The sequence below is a fragment of the Pseudomonas sp. SAS7 genome (genome assembly GCF_052112345.1).
In the GTDB taxonomy this organism is placed as follows: Bacteria; Pseudomonadota; Gammaproteobacteria; order Pseudomonadales; family Pseudomonadaceae; genus Aquipseudomonas; species Aquipseudomonas putida_Q.
In genome coordinates this window covers 249,939-265,928 of the sequence record NZ_JBEGGO010000007.1, presented here as the reverse complement: position 1 = coordinate 265,928, position 15,990 = coordinate 249,939, and the positions used below count along the sequence as shown (strand labels likewise).

At 63.0% G+C, this 15,990-nt stretch carries 15 protein-coding genes; 2 read left to right on the top strand and 13 right to left on the bottom strand.

Annotation, left to right across the window (positions count from 1 at the left end):
• Positions 1 to 143: 143 nt before the first annotated feature.
• Together ABI582_RS13880 and ABI582_RS13875 are read right to left on the bottom strand one after the other, a co-directional pair.
• Complete coding sequence (locus tag ABI582_RS13880; protein WP_442119458.1) at positions 144 to 1,112, bottom strand: EAL domain-containing protein; 969 nt, start codon at positions 1,110 to 1,112, stop codon at positions 144 to 146.
• A 119-nt stretch (positions 1,113 to 1,231) separates the two neighbouring features.
• Positions 1,232 to 3,313 (bottom strand): carboxy terminal-processing peptidase, encoded by a 2,082-nt coding sequence (locus ABI582_RS13875; protein ID WP_442119457.1) that lies wholly within the window; start codon positions 3,311 to 3,313, stop codon positions 1,232 to 1,234.
• A 140-nt stretch (positions 3,314 to 3,453) separates the two neighbouring features.
• Between ABI582_RS13875 and ABI582_RS13870 the strand changes: the two genes are divergently transcribed.
• Positions 3,454 to 4,416 (top strand): NAD(P)H-quinone oxidoreductase, encoded by a 963-nt coding sequence (locus ABI582_RS13870; RefSeq protein WP_338746369.1) that lies wholly within the window; start codon positions 3,454 to 3,456, stop codon positions 4,414 to 4,416.
• A gap of 138 nt (positions 4,417 to 4,554) precedes the next feature.
• Here the strand turns inward: ABI582_RS13870 and ABI582_RS13865 are convergent, their stop codons facing one another.
• From ABI582_RS13865 to ABI582_RS13840, 6 genes are all read right to left on the bottom strand, one after another.
• A complete protein-coding gene (locus ABI582_RS13865) occupies positions 4,555 to 5,208 on the bottom strand; it encodes an HAD family hydrolase (protein WP_338746370.1) in 654 nt (217 codons plus the stop codon).
• Positions 5,209 to 5,222: 14 nt separating this feature from the next.
• Complete coding sequence (locus tag ABI582_RS13860; protein ID WP_442119456.1) at positions 5,223 to 6,212, bottom strand: ABC transporter ATP-binding protein; 990 nt, start codon at positions 6,210 to 6,212, stop codon at positions 5,223 to 5,225.
• A 1-nt stretch (position 6,213) separates the two neighbouring features.
• On the bottom strand, positions 6,214 to 7,008 hold the full coding sequence (locus ABI582_RS13855; protein WP_353456438.1) for an ABC transporter permease: 795 nt from the start codon (positions 7,006 to 7,008) through the stop codon (positions 6,214 to 6,216).
• The gene (locus tag ABI582_RS13850) at positions 6,998 to 7,849 is read right to left on the bottom strand and encodes an ABC transporter permease (protein WP_442119455.1); all 852 of its coding nucleotides are present in this window, start codon (positions 7,847 to 7,849) and stop codon (positions 6,998 to 7,000) included. The genes ABI582_RS13855 and ABI582_RS13850 overlap by 11 nt, the downstream gene beginning before the upstream one ends.
• Positions 7,846 to 8,652, bottom strand: coding sequence for an alkaline phosphatase family protein (locus ABI582_RS13845; protein ID WP_368977973.1), 807 nt, complete (start codon positions 8,650 to 8,652; stop codon positions 7,846 to 7,848). The genes ABI582_RS13850 and ABI582_RS13845 overlap by 4 nt, the downstream gene beginning before the upstream one ends.
• A 129-nt stretch (positions 8,653 to 8,781) precedes the next feature.
• On the bottom strand, positions 8,782 to 9,840 hold the full coding sequence (locus tag ABI582_RS13840) for an ABC transporter substrate-binding protein (protein ID WP_442119454.1): 1,059 nt from the start codon (positions 9,838 to 9,840) through the stop codon (positions 8,782 to 8,784).
• A gap of 328 nt (positions 9,841 to 10,168) precedes the next feature.
• Between ABI582_RS13840 and ABI582_RS13835 the strand changes: the two genes are divergently transcribed.
• The gene (locus tag ABI582_RS13835) at positions 10,169 to 10,882 is read left to right on the top strand and encodes a UTRA domain-containing protein (protein WP_442119453.1); all 714 of its coding nucleotides are present in this window, start codon (positions 10,169 to 10,171) and stop codon (positions 10,880 to 10,882) included.
• A gap of 10 nt (positions 10,883 to 10,892) precedes the next feature.
• On the opposite strand, the gene ABI582_RS13830 is transcribed toward ABI582_RS13835, so the two are convergent.
• The 5 genes from ABI582_RS13830 to minE all read right to left on the bottom strand — a co-directional run bounded on the left by ABI582_RS13830 (position 10,893) and on the right by minE (position 15,989).
• Complete coding sequence (locus tag ABI582_RS13830) at positions 10,893 to 13,046, bottom strand: mechanosensitive ion channel family protein (protein ID WP_442119452.1); 2,154 nt, start codon at positions 13,044 to 13,046, stop codon at positions 10,893 to 10,895.
• Positions 13,047 to 13,090: 44 nt separating this feature from the next.
• A complete protein-coding gene (locus tag ABI582_RS13825) occupies positions 13,091 to 13,258 on the bottom strand; it encodes a hypothetical protein (protein WP_016501052.1) in 168 nt (55 codons plus the stop codon).
• A 216-nt stretch (positions 13,259 to 13,474) separates the two neighbouring features.
• On the bottom strand, positions 13,475 to 14,764 hold the full coding sequence (locus ABI582_RS13820) for a M18 family aminopeptidase (protein WP_442119451.1): 1,290 nt from the start codon (positions 14,762 to 14,764) through the stop codon (positions 13,475 to 13,477).
• Positions 14,765 to 14,946: 182 nt separating this feature from the next.
• On the bottom strand, positions 14,947 to 15,582 hold the full coding sequence (locus ABI582_RS13815; RefSeq protein WP_011532730.1) for an RluA family pseudouridine synthase: 636 nt from the start codon (positions 15,580 to 15,582) through the stop codon (positions 14,947 to 14,949).
• A gap of 152 nt (positions 15,583 to 15,734) precedes the next feature.
• Positions 15,735 to 15,989 carry a cell division topological specificity factor MinE gene (gene minE, locus ABI582_RS13810; RefSeq protein ID WP_003252572.1) on the bottom strand — a complete coding sequence of 85 codons (255 nt, stop codon included), beginning with the start codon at positions 15,987 to 15,989 and terminating at the stop codon, positions 15,735 to 15,737.
• Position 15,990 lies beyond the last annotated feature (1 nt).

The window sequence follows — 15,990 nt, the reverse complement described above, 5'->3', positions numbered from 1 at the left end:
TCAGCGCGGTCCCTCCCGCCGGTACACCACCGGCCTGTAGGAGCAGCCTTGTGCTGCGAAGAGGCCATTACTGCTACTGAAGGTATTTGCTCCTACTGGCCTCTTCGCAGCACAAGGCTGCTCCTACAGATACAGCGCAAGGCTCAAGGCCTGTGCTGTACCTGTGGGAGCTGGCTTGCCGGCGATAGGGCCAGGGCAGGCAAACCATGCCGGTGGATCAACCCACAACCCCTGCCATCAGCATCCACCACCTCCAATGCCTCCAGGTGCTGATGCCGCTCGAACAACTCCAGCAACTGCCCAAGCGTGGCATTGAGCCGCACCGTCGGCTGTCCAGCCAGTGGCGCGCTCATCGGCGTCGGTAAAGGCCGGCTTTCCCGCACCCCCAGCTCTTGCGGGCGCCCCAGCAGGTAGCCTTGCACCAGGTCTACACCCATCTCGGTCAGCACTTTCAGTTCCTCTGCCAGCTCGATGCCTTCGGCAATTACCTGTGCCTTCGACGCCCGGGCAATCTGCAATATCGAGCCGACGAACTCGCGCTTGAGCGGGTCGCGGTGAATGCCGTCTATGAAGTGGCGGTCGATCTTCACGTATTCGGGGCGCAGCTCAGACCACAGGCGCAAGCTCGAGTAGCCCGCACCCAGATCGTCAAGGGCAATCGAAAAGCCCATGTCGCGGTAGTGGTGCAGGGCGTTGGACAACAGCTGGAAGTCGTCGGTGGGGGTGTGCTCGGTCAGCTCGATCACCACCCGGCTGGGGGGCAGGCCGACCTGCTCCAGCAGCTTCAGGGTAAGGCCGGACGGGTAGTGTGGCTCCAGCAACGATTCGGGCGAGATGTTGAGAAACAGCTTGCCCTGCAGTTGTTGCTCGCTGAAGCGCCGGCAGGCGCTTTCCCGGCAGGCGGCTTCCAGCTCGGTCAGGCGGCCGGCCTGGCGGGCGATGCTGAACAGGTTCAGCGGTGCATGCAGCGGGCTGTTGGACGGCCCGCGGCTCAACGCTTCATGGCCGAAAACCCGTTGCTCGCTCAGGCACATGATCGGCTGAAACAGACTGTGAATGCTGCGTTGAGCCAGGATGGCACCCAAGGCACTGAGCTGTTCGGCGACGGTCATGACATATTCCTGAAAATGAAAGGGCCGGGCATCTGCATGCCCGGCCCCCGTATTTCACGACAGCGCGATGACTGTTTGATGACAGCTCACATTAATCTGCCATCACAGCCCCTTGCGCCTTACTTCTTGGCCACCTTGGTGCTGGCGCTGAGGTAGTCGATCAGGATACGACCGGTCTCGGACAGGTAGGCGTCGTCTTCCGGCTTGGTGTTTTCATCCTCGACCGGCAGTGCGTCCTCGTCTTCTTTCTTCAGCTCTTTGAGCGGCTCTTCACCCTTGGCCTTGCGGCGGACGTTTTCCAGCGCCAGTTGCTTGGCCTCGATTTCGTCGTGGCGCGCACGGCGATCCTGCTCGTTGAGGCTGACGGTTTTTTCGGTCATCAGCTTCTGCGTCAGGGCCAGGCGGTCGCGAATGTAGGTGAACTCGGCATCCTTGTCGCTGCGCGCTTCATGCTGTGCCTTGAGCTGGGCCAGGTACGGCTTGAACGGGTCTGCCGCCGGCTTGACTACCGGGCGGATGGTGTCCCACGGCATGGCCTCGGGCAGGGCGCTCTCGCCGATTTCCTTGGTGTCGATGATCGACGGGTAGTCGATGTCCGGCAGCACGCCCTGGTGCTGGGTGCTCTGCCCGGAAACCCGGTAGAACTTGGCCAGGGTCAGCTTCAGTTCGCCATGGTTGAGCGGCTGGATGGTCTGCACGGTGCCTTTGCCGAAGGTCTGGCCACCGATGATCAGCGCGCGGTGGTAGTCCTGCATGGCGCCGGCGAAGATCTCTGACGCCGAGGCCGACAGTCGGTTGACCAGCAGGGCCAGCGGGCCCTTGTAGAAGGCACCCGGGTTTTCGTCTTCCAGCACGTCGACGCGGCCGTCGCTGTTGCGCACCAGTACGGTCGGGCCTTTCTCGATGAACAGGCTGGTCAGCTCGGTGGCTTCCTGCAGCGAACCACCGCCGTTGTTGCGCAGGTCGATGACCACGCCGTCGACTTTTTCTTTTTGCAGTTCGGTGAGCAGTTTCTTCACGTCACGCGTGGTGCTCTTGTATTCCGGGTCACCGGCGCGGTAGGCCTTGAAGTCGAGGTAGAAGGCCGGGATCTCGATGATGCCCAGCTTGTAGTCACGCCCGTCCTGCTTGAGCTTGAGCACCGACTTTTTCGCCGCCTGCTCTTCAAGTTTTACCGCTTCACGGGTGATCGACACGATCTTGCTGGTCTGGTCGCTCGGCGCATTGCTGGCCGGGATGACTTCCAGGCGTACCACCGAGCCTTTCGGGCCACGGATCAGCTTGACCACTTCGTCCAGGCGCCAGCCGACCACGTCGACCATTTCCTTGTTGCCCTGGGCCACGCCGATGATCTTGTCGGCCGGGGCTACCTGCTTGGTCTTGGCTGCCGGGCCTGCCGGCACCAGGCGCACGATCTTGACCTGGTCGTTGTCGCTTTGCAGCACCGCGCCGATGCCTTCGAGCGACAGGCTCATGTTGATGTCGAAGTTCTCGGCGTTGTCCGGCGACAGGTAGTTGGTGTGCGGGTCGTAGGACTGGGCGAAGGTGTTGATGTAGGCCTGGAAGATATCCTCGGCACGGGTCTGGTCCAGGCGCGCCAGCTGGTTCTTGTAGCGCTTGGTCAGGGTTTCCTGGATCTGCTTGGGTTCCTTGCCGGCGATCTTCTGGCGCAGCACTTCGTCCTTGACGCGTTTGCGCCACAGGTCGTCGAGCTCGGCCTGGTCCTTCATCCACGGGGCGTCCTTGCGGTCGATCAGCAAGGTTTCCTTGGCGGTGAAGTCGATCTTGTCCACGCCTTTGTTCAGCTCGGCCAGGGCGAAGTCCAGGCGCTGCTTGACGCGGTCCAGGTAGCGTTTGTAGATGGTGAAGCCCGGGTCCAGGTTACCGCTCTTGAGGAAATCGTCGAATTGCGTTTTCCACTTGTCGAATTCGGCAATGTCGGCAGCGGTGAAGTAGCTGCGCGCCGGGTCCAGCAGCTTGATGTAGCTGTCGTAGATGATGACCGAACGGGCATCGTCCAGCGGCGGCTTGCTGTAGTGGTGGCGCTTGAGCAATTCCACCACGTTGAGGCTGGCGACGATCTCGTCGCGGTCCGGCTGCAGGCCGTCCCACTTGTTGGCGGCCGCTGCATTGCCGCCGAGCGCGAGGCTGCCCAGGCCGATCATTACAGCGAGGGCGGTGCTTGGGAGGAAATGCTTCATGCTGATTCGACGTGGAGGCAATTGATCACGCATAGTAGGCCGTCTTTTCCGTTGCCGGTTCCATGGAACCGGGCAAATACTGCAAAAAGCCTGGGGTGTGCGTTCCCCAGGCCCAGTCATGATTCAACTATGGAGGCACTGTGAAGGCATTGCAAGGCGTTGACGGACATGTGGAGTGGGTCGAGGCCGAACGCCCGGCCTGTGACGCGGGCCAAGTGCGCATTCGCGTGGCTGCTGCGGGCCTGAACCGCGCCGATCTGCTGCAAATGAAAGGTTTATACCCACCGCCGCCAGGCGCCAGCCCGTACATGGGCCTTGAATGCGCCGGTGTGGTCGAGGAAGTGGGCGCCGGCGCCGACTGGCGCGTGGGCGACCGGGTGTGCGCACTGCTGGCCAGCGGTGCCATGGCCGAGGAAGTGGTGGTCGACGCGCGTCATGTATTGCCGGTGCCCGAAGGGCTCAGCCTGCATGAAGCGGCAGCGTTGCCGGAGGTGTATGCCACCGCCTGGCTGAACATCTTCCAGCTGGGGGGTGTGAAGGCCGGTGAGAAGGTGCTGGTGCATGCTGGTGCCAGTGGCGTTGGCTCGGCTGCCATCCAGCTGTGCAAGGCATTCGGTAGCCCGGTGTGGGTCAGCGTCGGCTCACCGGATCGCCTGGCCTACTGCCAGGCGCTGGGCGCTGCGGGTGGTGTGGTACGTAACGAGAACCTGGATGCACTGGAAGGTTTCGGGCCGTTCGACGTCATTCTCGACCCGGTGGGTGCCAGCTACGGCGAGCTCAACCTCAAGCTGCTGGCACGTGACGGGCGTTGGGTGATCATCGGCCTGATGGGTGGGCGCAAGTTTGAGCTGGACCTGGCCCAGGTGCTGGGCAAGCGCCTGGAGATTACCGGCTCGACGCTGCGCAACCGTGATGACGGCTTCAAGGCTGAACTGCTGCGCGAGCTGCAACAGCAGGTGTGGCCGCTGTTCGCCGAAGGGCGTTTGTCACCGCAGCTGGTTGATACCTACCCGGTGGAGTTCGCCCAGGCGGCGTATGCCGAGCTTGAGACCAACCAGGTGTCGGGCAAGTTGGTGATGGTCATAGATCCGAGCCAGGCTTGATATTGCCGGGGCTGCTTTGCAGCCCTTTCGCGGCACAAGGCCGCTCCTACAAGGGATCGCATCAGGTCGAACCTGTGCGTAAATCCCTGTAGGAGCGGCCTTGTGCCGCGAAAGGGGCGCAAAGCGCCCCCAAGGCCCTCAAGACCAGCTCAGAATCGGCCAGCCATTGGTCTGGGCATGCTCGCGCAACACCGCATCCGGGTTCACCACATGCGGGTGATCCACCTTCAGCAACAGCGGTAAGTCATTGCGCGAATCGGAATAGAAACTCGCCCCCTCCAGGTTCTCCTGCTCCTGATCCAGCCACTCCAGCAACCGGGTGATCTTGCCTTCGCGGTAGGTGAGTACCCCGTGAGTCTTGCCCGTATACACCCCGTTCACCGCCTCCAGCTCGATCGCCAGGTATTCATCCACCCCCAGCCGTGCCGCAATGGGCCCGACCAGGTGCGTCCCCGAAGCGGAAATGATCAGGATGCGGTCCCCGCGCTTGCGGTGCTCGGCAATGCAGCGGCAGGCGTCGCCGTAGATGATGGGCTCGATAACGTCCTCGACCCACGGCTCAACCAAGTGTTCTACCTCCTCCAGTGTACGCCCGGCAATCGGCTCCAGGCTGAAGGCCATGTAGTCCTCCATCTGCAGGTGGCCCTTGCCGTAGGCTTCCATCAGTTCATGGTCGCGGCGCAGGAATTCCTTGCCGTCGACCCAGCCCAGCCGGGCCATCTGCTCGCTCCACAGCGACGCACAGTCCCCGTGGATCAGGGTTTCATCCAGATCGAAAATTGCCAGTGCCATTGTATTGAGTCTCCTTAAGCCACTTCCCGCAGCGCCGTGGGGTCGATCGACAAGCTTACCCGTTTTCCGTCCGCGTGCAGGTCGGCCGGCGAGCGGTTGAGCACGTCCACCACCAACTCCACTTCGCGCACGTTTACGCGGTAGCGAATCACATTGCCCAGCAGGCTGTGGCTGCGTACTTCTGCGTCCAGTTCGCCATTGACCCCCAGGGTGATCGACTCTGGGCGGATCGCCAGGCGGCTGGTGACCGGGCGTTGTAGTAGGCGGCTGGCGCTGTCGGCGTCAAGCAGGTTGTAGTTGCCGATAAAGCCGGCGGAAAACAGGTCCACAGGCGCTGTGTAGAGGGTTTCGGCGTCGCCGCTCTGCACGATACGCCCCTGGTTCATCAGGAAGATGCGGTCGGACAGGGTCAGCGCTTCTTCCTGGTCGTGGGTGACGAAGATGGTGGTCAGCCCAAGTTCACGCTGGATGGCACGAATCTGCTCGCGCAGGTGTTTGCGAATACGCGCATCCAGTGCCGACAATGGCTCGTCAAGCAGCAGCAGGCGCGGGCGGGTGACCAGCGAGCGGGCCAGGGCCACGCGCTGACACTGGCCGCCAGACAACTGGTGGGGGTAGCGCCCGGCGAAGTTGCCCAGTTCCACCAGCGCCAGCACCTCGCGCACCCGGGCCTGGCTTTCGTCGGCCTTGACCTTCTGCATGCGCAGGCCAAAAGCCACGTTCTGTTCCACGGTCATGTTGGGGAACAGCGCGTAGCTCTGGAACACCATGCCGATGCCACGCTTTTGCGGGCTCAGCGGCACGATGTCGTGGCCGTCGAGCAGGATCTGGCCGCTGTCTACCGGGGTCAGCCCGGCGATGCAGCGCAGCAGGGTGGACTTGCCGCAGCCGGACGGGCCTAGCAGGGTAACGAACTCGCCGCGTTCGATGTGGCAGTCGATATTCTCGAACACCGGGCTGCCGGCGTAGCTTTTCTGCAGTTTCTGTACGCTGACGAAGCTCATGTCAGGTCTTGTCCTTGTTCAGGCGGTTGGCGACCCAGGTCAGTACCAGCACAAAGGCGAAGTACGAGATCACCAGTGCGCTGTTGAAGTGGCCGCTGCTGTTACGCATGTTGTTCAGGTACACCTGCAGGGTCTCGTAGCGGGTGCCGACCAGCAGGTTGGCGAACACGAACTCGCCGAACAGGAACGAGAACGACAGCAGCAGCGCCACCATCAGGCCCTTGCGCAGGTTTGGCAGCACCACCAGCAGCGCTGCCTGCCAGGTGCTGGCCCCTAGCAACTGGGCGGCGTCCATCAGGTCGCGCAGGTTGATGGCCTGCAGGTTGTTGGTAATGGCCCGGTACATGAACGGCAGGGCGATGGTGAAGTAGCAGCCGATCAGGATCCAGGGCGTGCCGACCATGGCCATCGGCCCGCTGCCATACAGCTGCAGCAGCCCCACCGACGACACCACCGGCGGCACCGCGAACGGCAACAGGATGAGGATGTTCATCAACGCGTCGAGCCGCGGGAAGTGGTAGTGCACCACGAACAGCAGTGGCAGGATCAGCACCACCGACAGCAGCAGCGCACCCATGCACACCAGCAGCGACTGGCCGAAGGCGGCCAGAAAGCGCGGCTCGCTCCATAGCGCCACGTACCATTTCAGGGTCAGGCCGCTGGGCAGCAGGCTGGCCGACCAGCTGGTGGCCAGCGAGTAGAGCAGGGTGCCGGCCAGTGGCAGCAGCAGGATCAGGAACAGCAGGTAGACCACGATGCGGTGGTACCAGCCGCCGGAACGGGCGTCAGCGCGCATGGTAGCTCCGTTTCAGTAGCCATTGATGCACCACCGTTACCAGCGTCATCAGCCCCACCAGCACCATCGCCAAGGCGCTGGCCAGGTTGGGGTCGAGGCTGATGTCGCCGGCCACCAGGCCAGCGATGCGGATCGGCAGTACGTTGAAATTGCCGGTGGTCAACGCATACACGGTGGCGTAGGCGCCCAGGGCATTGGCCAGCAGGATGACGAAGGTGCCCAGCAGTGCCGGGGTCAGCACCGGCAGGCCGATGTGCCGCCAGTACTGCCAGTGGTTGGCGCCCAGCAGCGCGGCCGACTCGCGCCAGTCTTCACGCAGGGCGTCGAAGGCCGGGTAGAGCAGCAACACGCCCAGCGGGATCTGGAAGTAGGTATACACCAGGATCAGCCCGCTTTTGGAGTAGATGCTGAAGTCTTCCAGCAGGCCGATCTGCTTCAGCAGCAGCGTCAGCGCGCCGTTGAAACCGAGCAGGATGATGAACGCGAAGGCCAGCGGCACCCCGGCAAAGTTGCTGGTCATGTTGGCGAAGGCGCTGACGAAGTCGCGCAGTTTCGAGTCCACCTGGCGCAGCGAATAGGCGCCAAGGGTGGCGATGACGATGCCGAACAGGCTCGACCAGAAGCTGATCTCCAGGCTGCGTTGCAGGGCCTGCAGGTAGAACTTCGAGCTGAATACCTTGCTGAAATTTTCGACGCCCCAGCCGGCTTCCGATTGCACGCTGTTGATCGCTACCCAGGCCAGCGGGGCAATCTGGAAAATGACGAAGAACACAGCAAACGGCAGCAGGCAGAGCAGGGCCAGGTAGCGGCCACGGGCGCCGCTGCGCTTGGGTGCAGTCACTTCAGCAGCTCCCGGCACACGGTCTTGTCGTGGGCAGCGCCCAGCAGTTCGCAAATGGTGCCGCACAGCTCGGTCTGCAGCGGCTTGGCCGCCGGGTCAAGGCTGAAGGCGTCACCAAAGACGAACAGCGGCACTTCGCGTTCCTCGGCCAGCAGGCCATTGTGCGAGCGGTCGTTGTTCATGCCATGGTCGGCGGTGACCAGTACCTGGTAGCCCTCTTCGAGCCAGCCTGGCAGGTAGTCGGCCAGCAGGATGTCGGCGCTGCGTGCGGCGTTGCGGTACTGGCTGCTGTCCAGACCGTGGCGGTGGCCGACATCGTCGATGCTCATCGGGTGCACCAGCAGGAAGTTGGGGGCATGGCGGCGGCGCAGGTATTCGCCATCGGCCAGCAGGTGCGAATCGGGGTAACGGTCGTCCCAATAGAACAACCCGTGCTGGATCGGCAGCTTCGGCGCGTGGGTATGGCGGTCGCGCTGCGGGTCGAAAGGCGAGCGGTTGTACAGCTCACTCATCCAGTGATAGGCCGCCGCTGCGGTGCCCAGGTTGGCCTCGCGGGCGTAGTGAAACACGCTGCGCTGGTTGGACAGGCGATTGACGTTGTTGTGCACGATGCCGCTGTCGATGGGCGGCACGCCGGTGAGGATGCATTCGTACAGCGGCCGTGACAGTGACGGTAGCTCGCATTCCACGCGGTACAGCGCGGCGCGGTCGGCCTCGACATAGGCATGCAGGTGGCCCATGGCGTGGTGGGCCACCTGATAGTTGAGGCCGTCTAGCAGGACCAGGATGACGTTGTGTTGCATGGTGGCTCCAGTCATAAACCGCGTTGGCTTCATCGCGGGCATGCCCGCTCCCACAGGGTTTTGCACGGTCTCTGTGGGACCGGGCGTGCCCGCGAAGGGGCCGGGTCAGGCACTAGGCAAGCTAGCCCTTTACTCCATCTCGATGATCACCTGCTCCTGCCACATCTGCGGCAGTTTCTTCGAGGTGGCTTCCCAGGCTTCGGCGTTCTTGATCGGCTGGGCTGCACCGTACTGCTCGTTAGGCAGCAACTTGGCCTGCACATCCGCCGGCAGCTTCAGGTGCTCGGCACGGATCGGCCGGGCATGCCCCTTGGCCAGGTTGATCTGCCCGGCATCGCTGAAGATGTATTCACGGGTCAGTTTGGCCGCGTTGGGGTGCTTGGCGTATTTATTGATGACCGTGGTATAGCCGGAGATTACCGAGCCGTCCGACGGGATCAGCACTTCGAAGCGCTTGGGGTCGATCTGTTCACGGTAGCTCAAGCCGTTGAAGTCCCACACCACGCCGACTTCCACCTCGCCTTTCTCCAAGGTCTGGATGGTCGGGTTGGCCAGCGACAGGCGCTTCTGCTGGGCCAGTTTGGTGAACAGTTGCAGGCCCGGCGCCACGTTGTTTTCGTCGCCTTTGTAGGCGATGGCGGCGGCGAGCACCCCGTTGGCGGCCTGGGCGGCAGTGCCGACGTCACCGATGGCGACCTTGTACTTGCCTTTTTCCAGGTCATGCCAGGTTTTTGGGCGTTCCTCTTCCTTGACCAGGTCCTTGTTGATGATGAAGGCAATGGTGCCGGTATAGGCCAGCGCCCAGTGGCCGTCCTTGTCCTTGGCCCACTCCGGCACCTGGTCCCAGGTGCTTGGTTTGTACGGCTGGCTCACGCCCTTGGTCACGGCGATCGGGCCGAAGGCGGCGCCCACATCGCCGATGTCGGCGCTGGCGTTGTCCTTCTCGGCTTCGAATTTGGCGATTTCCTGAGCCGAGCTCATGTCGGTGTCGCTGTGCTTGAGGCCGTACTTGCTGGCCAGGTCTTCCCAGGTGCCTTTCCAGTTGGCCCAGGCATCGGGCATGCCCACGCTGTTGACGGTGCCTTCCTTGCGGGCGGCATCTTCCAGGGCCTTGAGGTCGTCGGCCATGGCCGAGGTACAGAACGCGATGGCCGAACCGAGCAGTGACGCCATGAACAACTTTTTCATCCGTAGCTCCTTGGGTGGGTGCCTTTTACCGATCGTTGGTATGAGTGAAGCCGTTGCCTGGAACCTTTGGTCTAGGTCAGCAAACCTTGAGCCAAGGTAGGCCGCTTGCGTGACAATTTGATGTAGGGAAGGGCCCGTCAAGGTGACGACGGGCTCCTGGCAATACAGCGTAGACCATGGTGAACCCCCGGTTTTGCAGGGCTGGCCCGATTCTGGCAGTACCCTGTGGGCAGCCTTGTCACAGGATGTTCATCAGCCCTGCCTAGGCTTGCACTATTCTCCAAGTGCCCTGTTCTGGGGCTGGACTAGTCCAGATAGGTAACCTTTGATGCAGCCGATGCCACCGCGTGCGGTAACAGCCATCTGCCATGCCCTGCAGGAGCAGATCGAGCACGGCCTGCTGGCGCCGGGTGGCAAGTTGCCGGCCGAGCGCAAGCTGAGCGGGGTGTTTGACACCACGCGCATCACCCTGCGCGAGGCGCTGGCGCAGCTGGAGGCGCAGGGCTTGATCTACCGCGAAGAGCGCCGCGGCTGGTTCGTCGCGCCCCAGCGGCTGACCTACGACCTGATCGAGCGCAGTCACTTCCATGCCATGGTGCGCGACCAGGGGCGTGTGGCCACTACCGAACTGCTCTCGGCACGGCTGCAGCCAGCCTCGGCGGCCATTTGTGCGCGCTTGCAGCTACCGGCGTTGTCCAGTGTGGTGCGTATTTGCCGGTTACGGCGGATTGACGGGCGGGCGGTGCTGTATGCCGAGCATTACCTCAACCCCCGGTACTTTCCGGACATTCTCGAACAGGACCTGGCGCAGTCGCTGACCGAGATTTATGGGCGGGTGTACGGCATTCGGTATGGGCAGGTGTGCTTCGAGATCCTGCCGACGGCGTTGCCGGTGGACGCCGCGGCTGCATTGAAGGTGTCGGTGGGCAGCCCGGGGTTGCACATTACCCGGGTCAACAGCGACCAGCATGGGCACTTGATCGACTGCGACCTTGAGTATTGGCGGCATGATGCTATCCGCATTCGTGCCCAGGCCGGTTGATAAGGGGGCCCTAACTGGATGAACCTGCCTCCGTCATGCCTCCACCCCCGGCGGTCACCACCTGTACCGACAACCGCGGCGTCGCCAGGTCCAGCCCGGCCTCATCCAACTGCCGCTTCAGCGCCAGGTTGAATGCCCGCGACACTTCCCACTGCTTGATCGGCGCGGTCTTGAACCGGGCCCGCAAGATCGCCGACCCCGACTCGAAACTCTCCACCCCCTGCAGCTCCAGCGGCGACCAGATGTTGCGGCGCATCAATGGGTCATTGCGCAGCTTTTGCCCCACCTCGCGAACCAGCGTGATAGCCCGGTCAATGCTCATGTTGTGCGGGATGGCGACACGGAAGATGGCGTAGCCGAACTCCCGCGAGTAGTTCTTGATGCTCTTGATCTCGCTGAACGGGATGGTGTGCACGATGCCGTCGATGTCCCGCAGGCGTACGGTACGGATGGTCAGGCCCTCGACCGTGCCCAGGTGCCCGCCCACGTCCACGTAGTCGTCGATGGCCAGCGAGTCCTCGATGATGATGAACAACCCGGTGATCAGGTCGGCCACCAGCGATTGCGCACCAAAGCCGATGGCCAGGCCGATCACACCGGCACCGGCCAGCAGCGGGGTAACGTTCATGCCCATGTTGGCCAGGGCGACGATCACCGCAATGATGAAGATGACCACGAACAGCACGTTGCGGATCAACGGCATCATGGTTTGTGCGCGGGCGTTGGCCAGGCCCCGGCGCGAACGCACCAGGGCGTGGTGCACGGCGGTGTCGGCAAGGATCCACACCAGCCAGGCGACGATCAGCGTGCCGGCCAGGCCCAGCAGGCGCAGGCTTACTTCGTGGCCATCGCCTTCGGCAAAGCCGATCATCGACAGGCCCCATACCCGCAGCCCCAGTTCGATGAACACCAGCCAGATGAACAGGTGCACCAGCAGGTAGCCGAAGTTGCGCAAGCGTTCGGCATAAACCGCCTGGCGCTTGTTGGCGCGTTTGGGGTTGGCGGCGTGGCGGCGTACCAGCCCGTTGAGCACCATGCACACCACCACCAGCACGGTACACATCAGCGACTGACGCAGGGCGGTGCTGGTGTCGCCGGCCGAGACGAAGGTGGCGAACAGCGAGATGGCCACCAGGATCAGCGCCGGGATGAACCAGAAGCTGCCGAGGATCTCGATGGTGTCGCTGAGGGTGCGGCGGGTCAGGCGTCGCGCCAGCGGCTGGTTGCGGATCAGGTGGGCGATCGGGCGGCGGAAGCGCAGAATGAACAGCCCGGTGCACAGCGCGGCGATGACGTTGGCCAGGGTCGCCAGGGCATGGGCCAGGTGGGTGCCCAGTGCGACCAGCATGCGCGGGTCGCTCATGGCCTCGCCAAACGCTGCGAAGCTGCCGATCAGCCACAGCGGGCGGAATGCCTGGTGCCGCAAAATGTGCAGGGCGCGGTGGCGGTGCGGGCCGTCGAGCAGCGAGAAGGCAATCACGCAGATGGCCGAGAAGCAGGTGCCGACGACCAATGCGTAGGCCAGCACCATGGCCAGCGATTTACCCAGCGACGGCGGCAGCACAAAGCTCAGGTACACGGTGAACACCAGCGCCACCAGCCACGGGCCGAGCTTGCGCAGGGCAAAGCGCACCAGGTCCCAGGTACGCGGGTGCTGGGGCAGTTCTTCACTCAGGCCAAAGCGCAGGCGTATCCGGTGGCCGACCCAGTTGAAGGCGTAGGCCAGCACGCTCCACACGGCAATGACGGCGGCAAAGCCGAACAGGATCGCCGGCCACTGGTGCACCGGCACTATCAGTTCGGCCAGTTCGGCCTGGGCTTGTTCGATTTCCGTAGACCAGCGGTGGAACGGGCTGGCATCGCCGCTGAACTGTTTTTCGAAGTCGTGCAGGGCGCCGCCGATCAGGCCGAGCACGCCCTGTTCCACGCTGGGTTGTGATTGCCTGGTGGCGTCGCGCAGCTTTTTCAGGTCGGCCAGCAGCTTGGCCCGCTGCTGGTCGTTTTCCAGGTTCTTGATCACTTCGTCCAGCGACTTGCCCAGTGGCTCGGTGGCCTCCGGTTGCGCGGGCGCACTGCCGCCCAGCAGGCCGGGCAGGCCCGCTGCCTGTACTGGAGTGATGAACAGCAGCAGGAGAAGGAACAGGTAACGCAGGAGGGCAGGCACGGGCAAATCTACCTCAGGTCAAACGATTGACCGAGTGTAGAGGTTTATGTCGGCAGTTTCTCGAGGATCTTCCAGCAGGTGAGGCCGAAGATGCCCAAGGTGCCGATCCACATCATCAGTACACCGATGTTGCGTTCGCGCATGCTGAAGCCGATGGTCAGCAGCATCAGGAACAGGAACACCGGCACGAACAGGGACAGGAACGGGGACATGGACAGCAATCCTTTTGCAGTGGGGCCATGTAACAAGCATAGCGGTTAGCGAGCGAAGCGGAATTGACCTTGAGCATTCGATCAGGTCGCACCGCTTTATGTAGGAGCAGCCTTGTGCTGCGAAGGGGCCGGTACACCCAGTAAAGATGCATGGGTTGTACTGGCCTCTTCGCAGCACAAGGCTGCTCCTACAAGTGCAGTATGGGGCTCAACAGGTCAGGGCAGTTCGCGGCTACGGTAGAAGGCAGTCAGCACCTTCACCAAGTGCGCCAGGTCATGGCTGCCGCACAGCTCGCGAATGGAATGCATGGCAAAGGTCGGCAAGCCGATATCCACCGTGCGCACCCCCAGGTGGCTGGCGGTAATCGGGCCGATGGTCGAGCCACAGCCCATGTCGCTGCGCACCACAAAGCTTTGCACCGGCACTTCCTCGGCCATGCACAGGTGGCGGAAGAAACCGGCGGTTTCGCTGTTGGTGGCGTAGCGCTGGTTGTTGTTCACCTTGATCACCGGCCCGGCGTTGAGCTTGGGCCCGTGATTGCCGTCGTGCTTGTCGGCGTAGTTGGGGTGCACACCGTGGGCATTGTCGGCCGACACCATCAGCGAGCGCTGGATGGTGCGCACGTAAGCGTCGCCATCGGGCAGCAGGCGCTGCAGGGTCTGCTCCAGCATCGGGCCGTCGGCGCCGCAGGCTGAACTGCTGCCGACTTCCTCGTGGTCGTTGCACACCAGCACGCTGGTTTCGTCGCTGTCGGCGGCCAGCAGGGCTTGCAGGCCGGCGTAGCACGACAGCAGGTTGTCCAGGCGGGCCCCGGCGATGAAGTCGCCGTTCAGGCCGACCAGTGCGGCGTCCTGGGTGTCGTAGAAGCTCAGTTCGTAATCCAGCACCACGTCGGCGATCAGCTCGTGCTCGCGGGCCAGTTGCTCGGTAAGCAAGGCGCGGAAGTCGATGCGTTCGTCACCCGCTACCTGGGCCAGGATTGGCGGCAGCTCGTTCTGCGGGTTGATCGCCCAGCCTTCATTGGCGGTGCGGTTCAGGTGGATGGCCAGGTTGGGGATGATCGCGATTGGCAGCTTGAAGTCGATCAGCTGGCTTTCGACCTTGCCGTCACGGCGGTAGGTGACGCGGCCGGCCAGCGATAGGTCGCGGTCGAACCAGGGCGCCAGCAGGGCGCCGCCATACACTTCCACGCCCAGTTGCAGGAAGCCCTGGCGCTGCAGCTCCGGCTGCGGCTTGACCCGCAGGCACGGGCTGTCGGTGTGGGCACCGACCATGCGGATACCGTTCAGCAACGGTGCCTGCTTGCCCAGTTTGATGGCGATGATCGACGAGTCATTACGGGTGACGTAGTAGCGGCCGCCAGGCACAGTGGCCCAGCTGTCCCGCTCGTCCAGGCGCTGGTAGCCGGCAGCTTCCAGGCGCTGGGCCAGGCTGGCGGTGGCATGGAAGGGCGTGGGGGAGGCCTTGAGGAAATCGATAAGGCCAGAATTCAGTTCGTCGCGCATAGCTCACTCCAGACAGCAGTGGCGCGAGTTTAACGCACAATGTCGACAATTTGTGTCTGCATTACGCCCTGTAGGAGCAGCCTTGTGCTGCGAAGAGGCCAGTCCCAACAACACCGATAGAGGTTGTTCGCACCGGCCTCTTCGCAGCGCAAGGCTGCTCCTACAGGGGGATGAGGTGCGGCTTAGAAGGGCGCAGGGCACTCGAACTTCAACCGCTCGCCGGACACCGGGTGGGTGAAGCTCAACATGGATGCATGCAGGCACAGCCGCTCATGGGCTGCCAGCGCTTCGGGGTTGGCATACAGCCGGTCACCCAGCAGTGGGTGGCCGATCGACAGCATGTGCACGCGCAACTGGTGCGAGCGCCCGGTGATCGGCGTCAGTTCTACCCGGCAGTAGTCGCCGCAGCGCTCGACGATACGCCAGAACGTCAGCGCATGTTTGCCCTGCTCGTGGTCCACCACATGCCGTGGCTTGGTTGGCGGGTCGTAGCGCAGCGGCAGGTCGATGCTCCCGCTGTCCAGTGCCGGTTGGCCCCAGCACAGTGCGGTGTAGGCCTTTTCGGTTTCGCGGTCGTGGAACTGGCGCGACAGCTCGCGGTGGCTGTCGGCATCGCGGGCCAGCAGGATGATGCCGGAGGTTTCCCAGTCCAGACGGTGCACGATCAGCGCGTCGGGGTAGCCGTTTTCCTGCAGACGGGTGATCAGGCAGTCCTTGTTGTCCTCGGCGCGGCCAGGCACCGACAGCAGCAGGGTCGGTTTGTTGATCACCAGGATGGCGGCGTCTTCGTGCAGGATCTGGATATTGGACAGCGGCATTGCGTGTTCTCTGTTAAATCGGGAGAAAAAAGCGGGGCCGCTCTGCGGCCCATTCGCGGCACAAGGCCGCTCCTACAGGGGAACGCGATCCCTTGTCAGGAGCGGCCTTGTGCCGCGAATGGGCTGCAAAGCAGCCCCGGCTTTCAGCCAGATCAGCGATCCGGCAGGGTAATGTTCAGCTCCAGAATCGAGCAGCTGCCCTGGTTTTCCAGTTCGATATGCACGTCATCGTTGCCGATGTTCACATACTTGCGGATCACTTCCAGCAGTTCTTTCTGCAGCGCCGGCAGGTAGTCCGGCTCGCTGCGTTGGCCGCGCTCGTGCGCCACGATGATCTGTAGACGCTCTTTCGCTACCGACGCGCTGGTCTGTTTCTGTCTGCCACGAAAGAAGTCAAAAAGGTTCATG